Source organism: Rhodoferax sp. RT4P68, assembly GCF_056521305.1.
Map to the genome: position 1 here is coordinate 257,690 of NZ_JBWMBB010000007.1, position 16,173 is coordinate 273,862.

Genomic DNA, 16,173 nt, shown 5'->3' on the forward strand with positions numbered 1-16,173 from the left:
AGGACCGGGCCAGCCCGGCTGGCCCCGCGGGGTGTCGGGGCAAGGCCGCGCGGGGCTACGCACTTCATGCGATGTGACGGGCCGACCCGGCGCCTATAACCGGCGCAAGCGCGGATTCCGCGTGCTGACTGGAGACCCACCATGACCACCAAGGCATTGATCACGCGCCGCAGCACCGCGGCAACCGGGCGGCTGCGCGCCGCTGAAAGCGCCGCCGCCGGCAGCCTGCAGGCGGCAGTCGAGCAGGTGCTGCCGCACGCCACGCTGGTGCGTGGCGATGCCGAGCAGCTGCTGGCGCTGCAGGACCAGGGCTACCGCGTCAAGCTGCTGACCGACACCGAGATCCTGCAGATCAACGGCCACCGCATCGACACCACGCGCAAGCCCAAGGTGGCCGCTGGGCTGGACGTGCCCAAGAGCCTGGCCGCCAGCTGGACACACCACCTGGTGCAGCTGGCCGCACCGCCCACGGCCGAGTGGGTGGCCGAGATCGAGGCGCTGGGCATCGACGTGGTCGAGCCGGTCTCCGCCTACGGCCTCTTCGTGCTCGCACAGCCGGCGCAGCTGCCGGCCCTTGCGAAGCTGCCCTTCGTGGCCTGGGTCGGCGCCTTCAAGCCGGGCTGGCGCATGGCGGCGAATCTGACGGGCGCGCGCGGCGTGCTACGCTGGGTCAGCGTGGGCGTCTACCCCGAGGCGGCGGGCGACACCGTGGCGCAGGCCATCGCCAAGGCGGGCGGCCAAGTGCTGGACCTTACGGCACAGCCCGCGCCCTACGGCGGCGCCTTCGCGGTGCTGCGCTGCGAGCTGCCGGCCAAGGCCTTGAAGGCCGTGGCCGCACTGCCCGATGTGCGCTGGCTCGAACGCCAGCCGGACGACCAGTTGTTCGACGAGCGCTCGGCGCAGATCGTGGCCGAGAACCTGAACGCGGCCGCAGCGCCCAACACCGCGCCCGTGGCCGGCTACCAGGCCCACCTGGGCGTGCTGGGGCTGACGGGCGCCGGCGTCACCATCGGCATCGTCGACAGCGGCGTGGACACCCACGACAACGCCAGCCTGCACGCCGACCTGGCCGGGCGGCTGGCCTTCTTCGTTGATGCCTCGGGCGGTGCCACGCTGGTCGACCGCAATGGCCACGGCACGCACGTGGCCGGCATCGCAGTGGGCAACGCGGCCACGGGCGATGCGGACCCGCAGGGCTTTCTGCTCGGCCAGGGCGTGGCGCCCGGCGCGCAGTTCGGCAGCGTGAACCCGATCGGCACCGGCGGCCCGGGCATGGCCGACGACGAGCGCGTGCGCAACGTGCTGGCCAACGGTGGCCGCGTCTCCAACAACAGCTGGGGCGTGATCAACGGCGCCGGCTCGGGCTACACGGCGCGCTCGCGCAACTACGACCAGCGCGTGCGCGACCCAGACCCCGGCACCGCCGGGCTGGAGCACCTGGCCATCCTCGCGGCGGCCGGCAACGATGGCCCCGGCGCCATGACCATCGGCGCGCCCTGGGAGGCCAAGAACGTCATCACGGTCGGCAATTCTCTGAACTTTCGCCCTGGCGAAGCCAATGCTGACGACGACATCCGCGGCCTGGCCACCCTCTCGAGCCGAGGCCCGGCGGTGGACGGGCGCCTGCTGCCCAACGTGGTGGCGCCGGGCACCGACATCATCTCGGCGCGCTCCACGGTGGACCTCGACCTGGCCACGCCCGGCGCGCAGCGCCCGCGCACGGCCTATGCCGACACCGGCGGCACCGTGCACGCGGACCACACGCGCATGTCCGGCACGTCGATGGCCACGCCGCATGTGGCCGGCCTGTGCGCGCTGCTGATCGAGTGGTGGCGCAACCGCACCGGCGGGCGCAACCCCAGCCCGGCGCTGCTGAAGGCGCTGCTGGTCAACGGTGCCGAAGACCTGGTCGGCGGGCCGGACGGCAACGGCGGCGTGCTGACCAACATCCCGAACAACCAGCAGGGCTGGGGCCGCGTCAGCCTGGAGAACATGGTGCTGCAGGCCCCAGCCTCCGACCGGGGCCCGCGCCTCTTCGTCGACCAGCGCCATGCCTTCACGGCGGCGGGGCAGGAGTACCAGATCCGCGTGGCCCCGGTGGACCCGGCGCGGCCCATGCGCATCACGCTGGTGTGGACCGATTCGGCCGCCGCCACCGGCGCCAATCCGGCCCGCGTGAACGATCTGGATCTGGAAGTGGAGGAGATGGGCAGCGGCCAGATCCTGCGTGGCAACGTGTTCGCCAACGGGTTTTCGACCACCGGCGGCGCGTTCGACAACCTGAACAACGTCGAATGCGTCTACCGCCAGAACCCGGCCGGCGTCTACGAGGTGCGCGTCGTCGCCGCCACGGTGGCGGCCAGCGCCCACCCCGACATCGCCACGCCCTGGCAGGACTTCGCGCTGGTGCTCGACAACGCCGAGGTGCCGCCGGCCGCCCCCGTCAGCGTGGTGCCGGTACTGGACCGCTCGGGCAGCATGGTGTTCTACGGCTACGACGCGACGACGCGCCTGGCCAGCAAGCAGTTCATCGACCTCCTGGGCGTGGACGATGCGTACGGCGTGGTCAGCTTCGGCGACGACGGCATCGTGGAATTCCCGGCCGCGCCGCCGGCCGCACTGCAGACCATCACCGGCGTGGCCACGCGCGATGCCGGCAAGACCGAGGTCGACGGCATCGCGTTCGGCGGCTGCACCTTCATGGGCGACGGCGTGGTGAAGGCACGCGACCTGCTGGCCGGCGCCACCACGGCGGAGAAGGCCATCGTGCTGTTCTCCGACGGCTACGACAACAAGGGCTGCGACATGGGCAACCCCGCCAAGCCCAGTGCGCTGGATGCCGTGCTGGGCCTGCCGGCCGACTTGGCGCTGTACGCCTGCGCGATGGGGCCGGCGTCCGACCAGGCGCTGCTGGACCAGCTGGCCAGCACCAGCGGCGGGCGCTACTACTTCATGCCGGCGATCGACGAGCTGTTCGAGATCTACAACTACATCCGCGGCCAGGTCAGCGGCGACTCGATTGTCGCGAACCAGTCGGCCCAGGCATCGGCCAGCCGCGTCGGTGCGTTTGTCGACGGCCTGGCGACCGAGGCCACGTTCACCGTCTCGTGGGCCACGGCTGGCATGAAGTTCGTGGCCGACCAGGCGAAGAAGCCCGGCCAGATCTGTGTGCGCCTGCGCGCCCCTTCGGGCAAGCTGCTGCACCACGCCGACAGCGCGGTGCGGCGCACGGTCTCGGCCCACCACGTGGTGTTCGAGCTGCAGGAGCCGCTGCCGGGGCAATGGTGGATCGAGGTGTCGACCGCCATGGAGCAGCACACGCGCTACACGGCGGCCGGCTTCGTGCGCTCGCCGCTGCGCATCGTGGCGCTGGCCGATCTGCCACGGCCGGGCAGCGCCTGGCAGGTCGAGCTACAGGCCTTCGACGGCAAGAAGCCGCTGCACACGCTGCAGGCCACGGCGCGCGTGGATGCGGCGCAGGCTGGTGTTGGCACGCTGTTGAAGAAGTACCAGTCGCAGCTGGCGGATATCCGGCCCCCCAAGCTGCCGGATGGGGACTCGCTGCCCAAGGCCATCCATCAACTCGGTGTGCTGCGGGACCGCATGCTGAAGGCCGGGCAGGGCGATCTGTTCGCGCGGGATGTGCAGAAGCTCAAGTTCGCGGCGCAAGGCGGGCGGGTGCTGATGCCGATGGCGGCAGGGGATGCCGGGAGCAGCACGAATGTAGTGGTGACGGCGCGCGGGAGTGCGGGGGCGCAGCGGTTCGTGCGGCAGGCGATGGTGAGTGTGGTGCATCGGTGAGGCGTCTTGCTCAGCGGGCGTGCGCCGCTGAGCAGGCCCGTCAATGCGCGTCAGGCACCGGCTGCAATGGCCGCATCGGGGGCATGCGGGCCAGCATCTCCAGCAGGCTACGCACGCTGTTGCACCTGGTCTTCGAGCGGATCGCAGCGATCTGGGTCAGGATGGTGTTGCATGCAACGCCATGCTCCACAGCGATGGCAGAGGCATGCAGCCCGCGGGTCAGCTGGCGCAGCACCAGCGTTTCGGCATGGGTCAGCTGGTGGTGCAGGGCGAACATCTGCAGCTCGACACTGCCACACAGCTCTTCGCGGCCGAAGACGGCAAACGCGAACTCGCGGTCCGCAATCGTCAAAGGCACCAGTACGACCACCATCGCGCAGTCCTTGACCGCGATGCGCCGCAGCTCGCGGCGCCCACGTTGGCAGACTTGCCGCAGCGCCGGAGCCCAATCGGGCGGCGTCGTCGGCAGCCCGGTGTCACTGCGCGGCCAGCCCAACCGGCTGAATAAGGTTCGAGCGGCGGCATTCTCGTAGTGGGCATGTCCATCCACGTCGAGCACTGCCACGCCGTGAGACAGTTTGTCCATGCCTGCAGCCAGGGCGCTGTGAAGTACACCGGGGTTGTCCAACCCTTTCCCATCGCGCGGGTTCGGCGGCTCAGGCCCCCGCACTTCTTCAATGGCCGCGTGGTCGGGCTCACTGTGGGCCTTCAAGAGCCAGTCTGCGCTGCGCCGCACGGGGCTGACGGATGTGGATTGGTGGCTCATGATCGTTCTCCTCGGATGACGTAAGGGTTGGCACAAGACGCTCGCGCGCCTCAATCGGTTGGCTGGCTGCGCGGTGGGCGCAGATCGAGTTGTTGGAAGCACTGCCCGTCCTGGAAGTCGATGCGGGCGCTGTGATCGCCTACCGCTACGACGACGAACAGGGTGGAGAGGGGGACACGCAGCCGCATGCTGGATGTGTCAGGCATGACGCCCTGGAAGATCTGACGTGACTGCAAGCCGTCCGAACCCTGAGCCCGTATCACGACCGGCTCGCCTGCCGTTCCAAGAATCTCCAGCGTGGCGCGGGATGCGGGTCGGGCTGTGTCAGTGTCTCGTGGCATCGCCGTGCTCCCCGGTGACCGGCCTGCTGTGCGCCGCGACGGTAGGTGCTGCGTTGCGAGGCGCGCTACTGCCGTTTGCACATGCGAGCGCCCGCTCAGCCGCTTCTGACGTACAGGGCGTACGGTTCGTTGGCCTGCTGTTGTTGTCCATCACGATCTTCTCCTTGGTGTAGGTCGATTGGGGTGCAGCAAGGACGTGCGCGCCGCCGATCCACGGTTCCCACTGTGTTCGTCACGGCCTGATTCGTCCTTCATTTGGATGAAGACCGGCCTAAACATCCCTAAGCTTCGTGAAAGAAGCTGGAGCTAGCGAGGGTTCTTGGATAGAGTGGCCCCGGCCCACCAAGTCTCAAGAAAAAAGCAAAGGGGGAACCCGTGCCTGGCAACTTCACGTTCGGTCGATTCGAGCTCCGCGCTGACGAGCGCGTCTTGCTGTCAGCCGGCGAACCTGTGAGGCTCGGTGGACGCGCGTTCGACATCCTGCTGGCGCTGGTCGAGCGACGTGACCGGGTGGTGGAGTTCGATGAGTTGCTGGACGTGGTTTGGCCGGGTTTGGCGGTGGAGGAGAACAACCTCTCTGTGCAGGTTTCGGCGCTGCGCAAGCTGTTGGGCGAGGCAGCCATCACCACGGTCCGCGGTCGCGGATATCGGTTTACCGCGTCGATGGCCCCAGTGCCGGTCCTTCCAGCCGCTGCTGCTTCGGCTTCGATCACGACGCCGCCTGTGTTGCGACCGGAGGGCGCGGTGCTGGCGGGGCGCCTGGATCGGCTGCCGCGGCTGCCTGGCGCGGCTGACGACGGCATCGCGGTGCAGGCATTTCTCGAGGCGCTTGCCGAGCCGTCGGCGCATGTACTCAGTGTGGTGGGCGGAAGCTTCGTGCTGACCTTTCCGCACGCGCGCAACGCGGTGGCGTGGGCCGTCAAGGCCCAGCGTTGGCTGGCAGCGCGCGCGGGAACATTGCATGGAAGCCTGGGCATCGTGCAAGCCGAAGCCGACCTCGCTGACGCTGGTGCACTGCGGACCGAGATCGACCGCGCTTTCAGTTTGGTGTCGGTTGCGGTGCACGGTGATCTGCTCGTTGATGCAGGAATGATGAGCGTACTGGTGCCAGGCCTCGATGCGGATGTCGATGATTTGGGCGATCTGAGCGTTGCCGATGGCACGCATCGCGCCTACAGACTGGCACCTGCCGCCGGGGTTGCGCCTGCAGGAGACGCGGTCGTGGTCGACCAGGGTGGCTACCGTCCCAGCATTGCGGTGCTGCCATTCGAGTCCCTGCTGGGCCAGGACGGTGATGGCCTCTTGGGCGAGGCGCTAGCCGATGAGGTGATTGCCTCCATGGCGCGCATTCCTGACGTGTGCGTGATTTCCGGTCTGTCGTCGCGGCGATTGCGACGCATGGGGTTGACGCTGTCAGGCCAAGCCGAGTGCCTGTCGGCCCACTTTCTGTTGACCGGCGTGTACCGCTGTGTGGGTAGCGCTTTGGTGCTGCAAGTGCAGTTCCAGGAAGTGCGCAGCGGCACCATCTTGCATGCGCTGCAGGTTTCGACCACGCTTGCCGCAGCGTTTGACCCGGTCTCCTCCGTTGGCCAGCAGATTGCGCAAGAAGTCAGTCAGGCTGTGTTTCGACATGCTGTCGAACGCGCGCGTGGTGCTTCGCTGCCGGCGATGGAGAATTACGCGCTTTTGTTGGGAGCCATCGGCCTGATGCACCAGACGGCTCCGCGCGTGTTCGAGCGTGCGCGCACTATGCTGGACTACCTGGCCGCCCGTCCAGGCTGTGCGGGCATCGCCGCTGCCTGGCTGGCTAAGTGGCATGTGCTGCGGGTGTCGCAGGGCTGGTCGCCGGACCCGATGACCGATGCGCGCTGTGCGTTGGATCTAGTGCACCGTTCGCTCGATGAGGGCTCGCGCAATGCGCTGGCGCTGGCGATCGGCGGCTTGGTGCACGCCTATCTGTTGAAGGATCTGGGCACCGCTGGGCACATGTACGAAGAGGCCATCGAAGCGAACCCGTCGGAGCCGCTGGCACTGCTTTTCAGTGCGGCGCGCCTGGCTTATCTGGGGCTCGGAGCCGAGGCCGAGGAGTCTGGGGAGCATGCCCTGCGCCTGTCTCCTATCGACCCGCTGAAATCTTTCTTGGATTCGTTCGCAGCGACAGCGGTGTTGGCCAACCGACGCTGGGACCGATCCGTGCAGCTGTGCCGGCAATCTATTCGGACCAATCGCAATCATGCTTCGCCCTGGCGAACGCTGGTGATTGCGCTGGTCTTGTCCGACCGCATGGATGAGGCCCGGCACGCGGCGCAGCAGTTGCGCGAAATCGAGCCCGGTCTGACCGTGGGTGTGTTTCGCGAACGCTTTCCGGGCCGCGATGGCCCGTTGGCCGAGCCGTGGGCGCAGGCGTTGCAATTGGCCGGAGTACCGGCCTGAACCGGGAGAACGAGATGGCTTGGGGACCTTTAAGCGGATTGAGCGGAGGGGCTGGGACGGCGAGCACGGCCAGCACTGCGAGTACTGCCAGTACGGCCAGTACTGCGAGTACGGCCAGCACGGGCGGCCCCGTTGTCGGAATGGATGGGTCGGCGGGCTTTCCGGCCTACTCGGGGGGGCTGTCCAACCCCATGGTCACCAGCGCCCTGATCACCACGCGCGAGGCGCTGGTGGCCGGTGAAGCGGCGTGGAGCGTGCACGAGCCAACGCCCGATTTGCTGCGCCAGCGCTATCTTTCGCTCAAGACGATCAACCCGAAGTACGACTGGCGCCCGCGCTTTCAGGTCGCAGCGCTGCAGTCGGGCGTGCGGGCCGCGCTGGCGGAGGCGGAACTGCAGCGTTGCGTCAGGTTTGATCGAATCAAGCAGGGCGCGCGTCTGAAAATCCGACCTGGCGGCGTTGTGCTCGTGACCATCGGCGAACTGAAGCGGGAGGTGTTCGACGCGCAGCTCTCGCTGGTGGAGTCGTTCGCAGCGCTGCGCGCCGAGCGCATGGCCGAGATCCTGACACAGGTCGTACCGCAGACCGTCCATTGGAGCGCGATAGCTGGGCTGTCACCTGAACGACACCGCTACACCTGGGAACTGATCGGCGTCGGCCTTCGGTTCGTCAACTCGATTGGCATGCAGTTCAAATATGCGTTCAATGTGCAACGCGCTTCGGAGCGATCGGCCGTGATCCAGCCGATGTTGCTGACGCCGGGCCATGCGTCGTACCCGTCCGGCCACGCGACCGAGGCGTGTTTCGTGGCCGAACTATTACCGCTGCTGGCAGGCGATCCGACACACCCTGGTGCTGATGAGACGATCAAACCATCTCCCTCCATTCCGACACCAGGCCGTTCCGATGGCATGGCCCGCCAGCTCAACCGCCTGGCGCTGCGCATCGCCGAGAACCGCGTGGTCGCTGGCCTGCACTTCCCGGTCGACACCATCGCGGGGCAGGCGCTCGGCGTGATGTTGGCGCGCTATGTGGCGTGGCTGAGCGTCGACGATATGCAGCCGCTGACCAAGGCCCAGCTGACCGTCGGCGCGCATGCATTTCCCAAGCCGCGCGATGTGAAGGGGGAAGAGGCACTGCCCCCTTCCGACGCGTTCGTCGATGCTGCTCAGCAGTACATCAGCAAGTCAACGGTGGACTTGTCGCAGAAAGTCGCGCCCGCTGCCCCGGTGCTGCGTGACCTGTGGACGCTGGCGCGCCGTGAATGGGTGGGACCATGACGGCGTCGCCGAAATGGAGGCAACTCATCGAACTCGACCTGGGCGGCGTGCCGGCATGGCCGCGTGACGACCTGCATGCCTGTGATCCGTACTTGGTCTGGGCCGAGGCATCGACGTTCCCGGACGAGGAACCGTCTCCGAGTCTGGACATCGCTGTGCTGGTCGAACTGCCAGACGCTAGTGAGTATTGGGAGTTTTTCCTTCGGATCAACACCGACCCTTGCGGGAAATTCGAGTTGTGCTTTCTGATGAGTGGGTTGGAACAGCAGGACACGCGCTTTGTGACCGGCTTTGTGTCTTACATGGGGTTGGCCAAGCTCGTGCAGGAGGTGCGCAAGCGAACCGCCGTCCGGTTTACTTTGCAGGACGCGCGCGCGGACCTTTCGGAGCAGGCGATCAGGTTGGTGCTGAAGTTATTGCAACTCATGACGCTACGGAAGGCGACCCCCGCAATCCAGACGCTTCGCCCGCACGAACCAAACATCTATCTCGGCATCATTGACGACGGCCTGCCATTCGCCAGAGTGCGCGATTCGGTGCCGGCCCAGGCTGATCGCGTGCACTTGTGGGACCAGGGCTGGGAGCAGCGCAATAGCTCGACCTCGCAGACCAGCAAGCCCGGACCAAATCCGAATCTGCCAGACGCGTACTGGGACCTGCCATTTGTCAAGCAAGCCTCGGCCCCACCGGGTTGCATCGGCATTGGAATGCGCTGGCGTGGTTTCTTCTACGGCCGACGCCTCAAGCCGATGCCTAACACCGGAAAGCCTCCCGGGCCGGTCTCCGGCGACGAGTACTTTCGCAGCTTGTACTTCGCCCCGGCACCCCGACAGACGCACGGAGCGGCGGTGCTGGGTCTGATGGCTCCGTGGTTGTCGGCGGCCACAAAGGCGGTCGAGTGGCCCGGCCACATCAGCGGACTTGCCATGGTGCAACTGCCCACCCGTACCGTCAACGACACGGCAGGCGGCTCGCTGGCCATGCGCGCGCTCGATGGCCTACGCTTCATCCTGTGGCATGAGGAGCACACGCGCCCGGATCCCCAACAGGCTCGGCCGCTGGTGGTCAATCTGAGCTACGGCGTTCATGGCGGCCCGCACGATGGGTCGTCCATGTTGGAGCGTGCTTTCGTTGAAGCGCTAACGCTGCACCCGCATCTGCATCTCGTCTTTGCGGCAGGGAACGCACACCGGGCCGGATGCCACGCCCAGCGTCGGCTGACGGCGCTGGGCAGTGCCGGTGCAACGGCCCAACTCGTGCTGCGCGTGCTACCCGACAACGCGGGCGACACCTTCGTCGAGTTCTGGTTGCCCGCGACAGCGGACGTGGTGCTGGCCATCCGGCCACCGGGCTCGACTGACCCGTTCAAGATCGAACGCGGCCAGGCCAAGCTGTACGCCGACGTGGATAAAAACGTCCCCAAGACAGTGCATTTCGGCGCGATCTACGCCGACCAGGTGGCCCAAGGAACGGGGGGCACCATGATCCTGCTGGCTATAGGCAACACGCGCCCGACGGGTATGGCCGACGACAGTCGCTCGTTCGCGCCACGTGGATTGAACCAACGCCGTCGCCGAAAGATGCAAGGCCAGGCTGGTGTGTGGACCTTGACTCTGGAGAACCGCGGCCGCACCAGCATCACCGTGGACGCCTACGTGGAGCGCGGCGACGCGCCGCCCGACCGGGCATGGGGTAGTCGGCAGGCGTACTTCCCGGACTCGTGTGCTGAAGAGTTTCGACAGAACAATGCGACGCCCGAAGGTACGCTCAACGGCATTGCTACCTTGCGGCACCCTCACGCCCACGTGGTCGGCGCCATGCGAGCGGACGGTCGCCTGTCAGACTATTCCGCATCCGGGCCCCGACGTGCGGGTGTGCTGGGCAGCTCTCTGCCCGACGCCGTGGTGCCCGCCGACTGGAGCCTTAACCTGCCAGGCGTGAAGAGCATGGGCTTTGTCTCGGGTGCCATCACGCGCATCAACGGCACCAGTGCTGCCTGCGCCGTGTATGCCCGGGAGTTGGCAGTGCGGCTGGCTGGCGGTGCGTCAACCGCTCCGCCACTCCCACCCGCGCCACCGCCGGAAGTGGATTGCGCGCCAGAGCGCCAGCCATCGGCAGATCCCGGTCTGCGCGGTGAAGGCCGGCGCCAGGATGTGCCGTTTGAGGTGTTCGCCATCGACGGCTTGCTCCGACATGGTGTACATGGGACATGGTGCAAGGATCGGGAATCCGCAGCGCATGGCGCAGCGGGCGAGGGAGGCGGTGAGCAGGCCTGAGGGACGACTGAAGAGGATGCGCTTGATGGGCGAGCGCTTTGCTTACGTCCCTCCGCAGGAAGAGCTCCAGCCGGAGGCACCCGCTGACGAGCCCCGCGAGAGCTTCTGACGGCGAACTGTGCGTTAGCACGCGCAGCTGCGAAATAGCAGTGACCCGTAAATTCGGTCAAGCTCAACGCGTCGGGGCTGACGCTCTCAGAGTCGCCCGCCGCCGTGGTTCGTGAGACGGCGAACTTCATGGTGTGGCTGCCGTCGCCACTGCTCGCCGTGACGTCAAGGGCGTGTCGCAGCGGCACGCGCAACCAGTTGCGCGCAGAAGTCGACCGGTACGGGCGCGAGTAGCCTGCTGGTCAAGCGATATCGAAGAGGCGCATCAACCCATAGAACAGCGCTGCGAGAAACACCGTCTCCAGCACCATCAGCGCCACCGGCTTCCACCCCACGCTGAGGATGTCCTTCAAGTGCGTCTTCATGCCGATGGCCGCCATCGACGCCACCAAAAAGATCTGCGATGTGGAGTTGCCCGCGCTGACGACGGCTGCGGGCAACACGTTCAGGCTGTTCACCGCCACCAGCACCACGAACGCCGCCGCGAACCACGGCAGCGGCGGCTTGTCTTGCGCCGCCGCAGCGACCGGCCCACCAGCCTGGCGGGTCAGCCGCGCCGCCTGCGCATGTGTCATCCACGCCGCCAACCCGATGACGGGCACCAGCATCGCCACGCGCATGAGCTTGACCACAGTGGCCGCGTCGCCCGTCTCGTGGCCCATGCTGTAGCCTGCGCCCACCACCTGCGCCACGTCGTGGATGGCGCCGCCCAGGAACAAGCCTGCGTGCAACGGGTCCAGCCCCAGCCAGCGCGCCACCAGCGGGTACAGCACCATCGACAGTGTCGACAGGCTGCTGACCCCGATGACCGTGAACAGCGTCGCGCGCTCCTTCAGCGGGTGCTGCGGGAACGCCGCCGAAATCGCCAGCGCAGCCGACGCGCCGCAGATGCCCACGGCCCCACCCGAGAGCAGCCCGAAGAAGGTCTTGAACCCCATGATGCGGGCCATGACGATGCCGAACGCGATGGTCGCGATGACCGAGATCGCCACCATGGCCACTGGCTCCCAGCCCATGGCCTGCACCTGCGCGGCCGTGATGCGCAGCCCCAGCAGCGCCACGCCCCAGCGCAGCACGCGCTTGGCCACGAACTCGATGCCCGGCCGGCAGCCTCCCTCCTGCGACAGGAAGTTGATGGCCATGCCCAGCAGCAGTGCGAACAGCATGACCGGCGCGCCGTAGTGGCCGGCCAGGTACAGCGCCGCGACCGCCACGATGGCGACCACCATCACGCCGGGAGACAGCTCGGACAGTCGGGCGCGTACGGCGTGCATGGGGGTCCTTGAAGAAGTCAGGCGGCTTTGCGCAGGAAGCCCTGCTGCGCGCCGTTGCGATTCGGCGCGAAGCCGTTGGCCAGCAGCGTCTCTTCCACGCTGTCGTAGAACACGCCGATCTTGCAGATCTCGCGCGCCTGTTGCGCCGTGGCGATCGGGCGGCCGAATTCGCGGCTGATGCGCACCAGCTGCTCGATCTGCGCCACGGTGCCGATCTTGGCGCTGCGCGACTGGTTCCACAGGTTGTCTTCGGTGCCGCAGCGCACGTGCAGGCCCATGGCGATGCCCATCATGTTGACCGGCAGCACGTTGAGGACCGAACTTTCCACTGTCAGCATCGCGCCATCGGGCACGGCGCGCACGAAGTTGGCCATGTTGTAGAGATTCGGGGCGTCCATGCCGCCGCCGATGGCCACCCAGTTCAGCACCAGCGGACCTTTGTAGATGCCACGGCGCATCAGCCGCTCGACCGACTCGAAGCTGTTGATGTTGTAGCACTGGAAGGCGCTCTGGATGCCGGCCGCGCTGAGGCGGCGGATGTGCTCTTCGGCCCAGCCGGGTTGCGCCGGTACCGTCATCTCCTTGTAGGCGTTGAACACGGCCGGGTCTTCCATCGACGTGCCCTGGATGTCGCGCATGTCGAACTGCTCCAGGATGTTCATCTGCGAGGTGTTGATGGTCACCGTCACCTGGTCGGGCTTGGGGTCCAGCTCGGCCAGCATGTGGCGTGTGTCGTCGCTGAGCCACTTGGCGGCCGCGCCATCGCTCTCGGGCGCAAAGCTGATCGAGCCGCCGACCTGGATGATCATCTCCGGCACGCGGGCACGCACGCCGGCGATCAGCTCGTTGAACTTGGACAGTCGCTTGCTGCCCTTGCCGTCCAGCTCGCGCACATGCAGGTGCAGCACCGTGGCGCCGGCGTTGTAGCAGTCCACCGCCTTCTGGATCTGCTCGTCCATGGTCACGGCGATCTCGCCCGGGAAATCCGACGGAACCCACGAGGGCGCGTACGGTGCGGCGGTGATCACCAGGGGTTGCTGGTTCTCGGGGAACAGGTGGCCGTCGAGGAAGTTCATGGCAAAGGTCTCCGTTGTGTATGGGTGGGTCAGAAAGTGGGCGTGCCGACGATGCCTGCGCGTTCCATCTTGCGGTGGCACGGCGGGTAGTCCATCACGGCGTAGTGCTGCGTGGCGCGGTTGTCCCAGATCGCCACGCTGTTGGGTTGCCAGCGCCAGCGCACCTGGTATTCGGGGATGGCGGCCTGCGCAATCAGGTACTGCAGCAGCGCGGCACTGCCCTGCGTGAAGTCCTGCCCGTAGCGCACGTTCTCGGGCGTGTGGAAGTTCGTGAAGTGGGTGGTGAAACCGTTCACGAACAGCAGCTTCTCGCCGGTCTCGGGGTGCGTGCGCACGACCGGGTGCTCGGCATCGGGAAACTGGGCCTTCAGGGCGTGGCGCTTCTCGGTGGGCATGGCCGCGCCGAAGGTGCACTCGATGCTGTGGCGCGCGCGCAGCGGGGCGATCAGGTCCTTGATGTGCTGCGGCAGCTTCTCGTAGGCCAGCACCATGTTGGCCCACATGGTGTCGCCGCCCACCGGCGGGCATTCCACGCAGCGCAGCACGCAGCCCATGGCGGGCGCCTCGCGCCAGGTGCCGTCGCTGTGCCAGGAGTTCTCGTAGCGGTCGTTGGGCTGCTCGGGCGATTTGTAGATGCGCACCAGGCCCGGATGCTCCGGGTCGCTGCCGGCCACGGGGTGGTCTTCCAGCTCGCCGAAGCGGCGTGCGAAGGCGACGTGGTCGGCACGGCTGATGCGCTGGTCGCGCAGGAACAGCACCTTGTGCACGAGCAGCGCGGCCTTGATGTCGGCAAACAGGTCGGCGTCGCGGGCCGCGTCGGCCAGGCTTACGTCCAGCAGTTCAGCGCCCAGGGCGCAGGTCAGGGGTTGGATGCGCATGGTGGTGTCTCCTTAGCCCGGTCAGATGACGAAGATGGACGAGCCGGTCGTCTTGCGCGACTCCAGGTCGCGGTGCGCCTGCACGGCGTCTTCCAGTGCGTAGCGCTGGTTGATTTCGATCTTGATGCGGCCGGCCGCGATGTGGCCGAACATCTCGGCCGCCAGCTCTGCCTTCTCGGCCGGGTCGGCGATGTAGTCGGCGAGCGCTGGGCGCGTGATGTACAGCGAGCCCTTGCGCGCCAGGATGGCCGGATCGAACGGGGGGATGGGGCCGCTGGCCGTGCCCCGACACCACCCGCCGCCGCGTGCAGCAAGATAGTGTCGCCCGCCTTGAAGGGGTGGATGCGGCGCATCAGGTAGGCCGAGGTCAGGCCGCGCATGGTCATGGCCGCAGCCGTCTCGCACGAGATCGCCTCGGGCAGGCGGATCAGCGCATCGGCCGGCACCAGCCGCTCTGTGCTGTAGGCGCCCAGGGTGTTGACAAAGCCGGTGTAGCTCACACGGTCCCCCACGGCCACGTTGTGCACGTTGGCGCCGAGCGCCTGTACCACGCCCGCACCTTCGACGCCCATGCCGCTGGGCAGTGGCACGGGGTACGTGCCGTTGCGGAAATAGGTGTCGGCGTAGTTCAGACCCACGGCCACATGGCGCAGCAGCACCTGGCCGGGGCCAGGCTCGCCGATCTTTACCGGCTCCAGACGCAATACCTCGGGGCCTCCGGTGGTGTGGAACTTGACGGCTGTGGCCATGGTCTGTCTCGCTTTCGTCGTGGGGATTCGGTAGGGGTACTGTAGGAAACAGGGCAGGGCTGCGCTTTGCAATCCATGCCATCGGCTTAGCTTTCGATGCCACAATTTCGCTTTCCACCACACGGGGATGGCCATGGCAGTTCAGGTGCGCGCGGCGGCGCTGACGAACTTCGCCGAGGTGGCCCGCAGCCTGGGCCATGACGCCGCTGCGGCCTTGCGGCGCGTGGGCCTCAAGCCCGGCGTGCTGCGCCAGCCCGAGCAGCGCATTCCTGCCAGCGCCGTGGTGCAGCTGCTGGAGCAGGCCGCCGCGGTCACCGGCTGCGACACCTTCGGACTGCGCATGGCGCAGTCGCGCCAGCTGTCCGACCTGGGCGTGGTCAGTTTGCTGCTGACGCACCAGCCCACGTTGCGCGACGTGCTGGCCACGCTGATCGCCTACCTGCACCTGGTCAACGAATCACTGGCGATGCAGATCGAAGACACCGGCCGCATGGTGATCGTGCGCGAGGAGATCGTCTCCAGCGTGCCGGCGCGACAGTCGGTCGAGCTGGCCGTCGGCGTGCTGTACCGCATGTGCGCCGCGCTGTTCGGCGAACGCTGGCGGCCCGCCAGCGTGTACTTCGCGCACGGCGCGCCGGCCGATGCCAGCTTGCACCGGCGGCTGTTTCGCTGTCGGCTGGTGTTCGACGGCGGGTTCAGCGGCTTCGCCTGCGCGGCTGCGGACCTGGACGTGCCCAACCCGGGCGCCGATCCTGGCCTTGCCCGCTACGCGCAGCAGGTGGTCGAGGCGCAGACTGCGGGCCGTGGATCGCTGCAGCAGCAGGTGCGCAAGGCCATCTACCTGATGCTGCCTGCGGGCCGTGCGACCTGCGAGGCGGTGGCCCAGGGGTTGGGCATGAGCCTGCGCACGCTGCAGCGCCAGCTGGACGCCGAGGGCGTCACCTTCGCGGCGCTGCTCCATGAAGTACGCCGTGACCTGGCCGTGCAGTACCTGGGCAACGCGCGCTACAGCGTGGGCCAGGTGGCGGCCATGCTGGGCTATAGCACGCACAGCGCGTTCACGCGCTGGTTCGTGGCGCAGTTCGGGTGTGCGCCGGAGGTGTGGCGGCGGCAGGCCAGCCCGCTCGCTTGAGGGCGGCTGCGGGCGGGCAACTTCTCAGTGCTGCCCGGCGCCGTAGATCGGGCGTAAGC

Annotated in this window: 10 protein-coding genes and 1 pseudogene; 5 read left to right on the top strand and 6 right to left on the bottom strand. The window is 67.4% G+C overall.

All coding sequences use genetic code 11. From position 1 onward, the window contains the following. Window positions 1-141 precede the first annotated feature (141 nt). Window positions 142-3,801 (top strand): S8 family serine peptidase, encoded by a 3,660-nt coding sequence (locus AC099J_RS17115; protein ID WP_479616480.1) that lies wholly within the window; start codon window positions 142-144, stop codon window positions 3,799-3,801. A gap of 40 nt (window positions 3,802-3,841) precedes the next feature. Here AC099J_RS17115 and AC099J_RS17120 read toward each other — a convergent pair whose 3' ends face one another. Together AC099J_RS17120 and AC099J_RS17125 are read right to left on the bottom strand one after the other, a co-directional pair. After that, the gene (locus tag AC099J_RS17120) at window positions 3,842-4,429 is read right to left on the bottom strand and encodes a helix-turn-helix transcriptional regulator (RefSeq protein WP_479616481.1); all 588 of its coding nucleotides are present in this window, start codon (window positions 4,427-4,429) and stop codon (window positions 3,842-3,844) included. Between the two features lie 188 nt (window positions 4,430-4,617). Next, the gene (locus tag AC099J_RS17125; protein WP_479616482.1) at window positions 4,618-4,908 is read right to left on the bottom strand and encodes a hypothetical protein; all 291 of its coding nucleotides are present in this window, start codon (window positions 4,906-4,908) and stop codon (window positions 4,618-4,620) included. A 375-nt stretch (window positions 4,909-5,283) separates the two neighbouring features. On the opposite strand from AC099J_RS17125, the gene AC099J_RS17130 reads away from it, so the two are divergent. The 3 genes from AC099J_RS17130 (at window position 5,284) to AC099J_RS17140 (ending at window position 10,897) form a co-directional block, all read left to right on the top strand. Further along, window positions 5,284-7,341 carry a winged helix-turn-helix domain-containing protein gene (locus AC099J_RS17130; protein ID WP_479616483.1) on the top strand — a complete coding sequence of 686 codons (2,058 nt, stop codon included), beginning with the start codon at window positions 5,284-5,286 and terminating at the stop codon, window positions 7,339-7,341. A gap of 191 nt (window positions 7,342-7,532) precedes the next feature. Then, entirely contained in the window at window positions 7,533-8,621 is a 1,089-nt protein-coding gene (locus AC099J_RS17135; RefSeq protein WP_479616484.1) for a phosphatase PAP2 family protein, read from the top strand. After that, a complete protein-coding gene (locus tag AC099J_RS17140; RefSeq protein WP_479616485.1) occupies window positions 8,618-10,897 on the top strand; it encodes a S8/S53 family peptidase in 2,280 nt (759 codons plus the stop codon). The genes AC099J_RS17135 and AC099J_RS17140 overlap by 4 nt, the downstream gene beginning before the upstream one ends. Window positions 10,898-11,247: 350 nt before the next feature. Here AC099J_RS17140 and AC099J_RS17145 read toward each other — a convergent pair whose 3' ends face one another. The 4 genes and pseudogenes from AC099J_RS17145 to AC099J_RS17160 all read right to left on the bottom strand — a co-directional run bounded on the left by AC099J_RS17145 (window position 11,248) and on the right by AC099J_RS17160 (window position 14,982). Next, entirely contained in the window at window positions 11,248-12,279 is a 1,032-nt protein-coding gene (locus AC099J_RS17145; RefSeq protein ID WP_479616486.1) for a YeiH family protein, read from the bottom strand. A 17-nt stretch (window positions 12,280-12,296) separates the two neighbouring features. Next, window positions 12,297-13,355, bottom strand: coding sequence for a beta-keto acid cleavage family enzyme (locus AC099J_RS17150; protein ID WP_479616487.1), 1,059 nt, complete (start codon window positions 13,353-13,355; stop codon window positions 12,297-12,299). A gap of 29 nt (window positions 13,356-13,384) precedes the next feature. Continuing rightward, the gene (locus AC099J_RS17155) at window positions 13,385-14,233 is read right to left on the bottom strand and encodes a TauD/TfdA dioxygenase family protein (RefSeq protein ID WP_479616488.1); all 849 of its coding nucleotides are present in this window, start codon (window positions 14,231-14,233) and stop codon (window positions 13,385-13,387) included. A gap of 21 nt (window positions 14,234-14,254) precedes the next feature. Next, window positions 14,255-14,982 (bottom strand): annotated as a pseudogene (locus AC099J_RS17160) (alcohol dehydrogenase catalytic domain-containing protein). 133 nt (window positions 14,983-15,115) lie between these two features. Here AC099J_RS17160 and AC099J_RS17165 point away from each other — a divergent pair. Then, the gene (locus AC099J_RS17165; RefSeq protein WP_479616489.1) at window positions 15,116-16,114 is read left to right on the top strand and encodes an AraC family transcriptional regulator; all 999 of its coding nucleotides are present in this window, start codon (window positions 15,116-15,118) and stop codon (window positions 16,112-16,114) included. Window positions 16,115-16,173: the final 59 nt, after the last annotated feature.

Bases quoted from the DNA above. Each gene is read 5' to 3' on its own strand.
- AC099J_RS17115 (WP_479616480.1), top strand. From the start codon at position 142: ATGACCACCAAGGCATTGATCACGCGCCGCAGCACCGCGGCAACCGGG.
- AC099J_RS17125 (WP_479616482.1), bottom strand. From the start codon at position 4,908: ATGCCACGAGACACTGACACAGCCCGACCCGCATCCCGCGCCACGCTG.
- AC099J_RS17135 (WP_479616484.1), top strand. From the start codon at position 7,533: ATGGTCACCAGCGCCCTGATCACCACGCGCGAGGCGCTGGTGGCCGGT.
- AC099J_RS17140 (WP_479616485.1), top strand. From the start codon at position 8,618: ATGACGGCGTCGCCGAAATGGAGGCAACTCATCGAACTCGACCTGGGC.
- AC099J_RS17145 (WP_479616486.1), bottom strand. From the start codon at position 12,279: ATGCACGCCGTACGCGCCCGACTGTCCGAGCTGTCTCCCGGCGTGATG.
- AC099J_RS17150 (WP_479616487.1), bottom strand. From the start codon at position 13,355: ATGAACTTCCTCGACGGCCACCTGTTCCCCGAGAACCAGCAACCCCTG.
- AC099J_RS17155 (WP_479616488.1), bottom strand. From the start codon at position 14,233: ATGCGCATCCAACCCCTGACCTGCGCCCTGGGCGCTGAACTGCTGGAC.
- AC099J_RS17165 (WP_479616489.1), top strand. From the start codon at position 15,116: ATGGCAGTTCAGGTGCGCGCGGCGGCGCTGACGAACTTCGCCGAGGTG.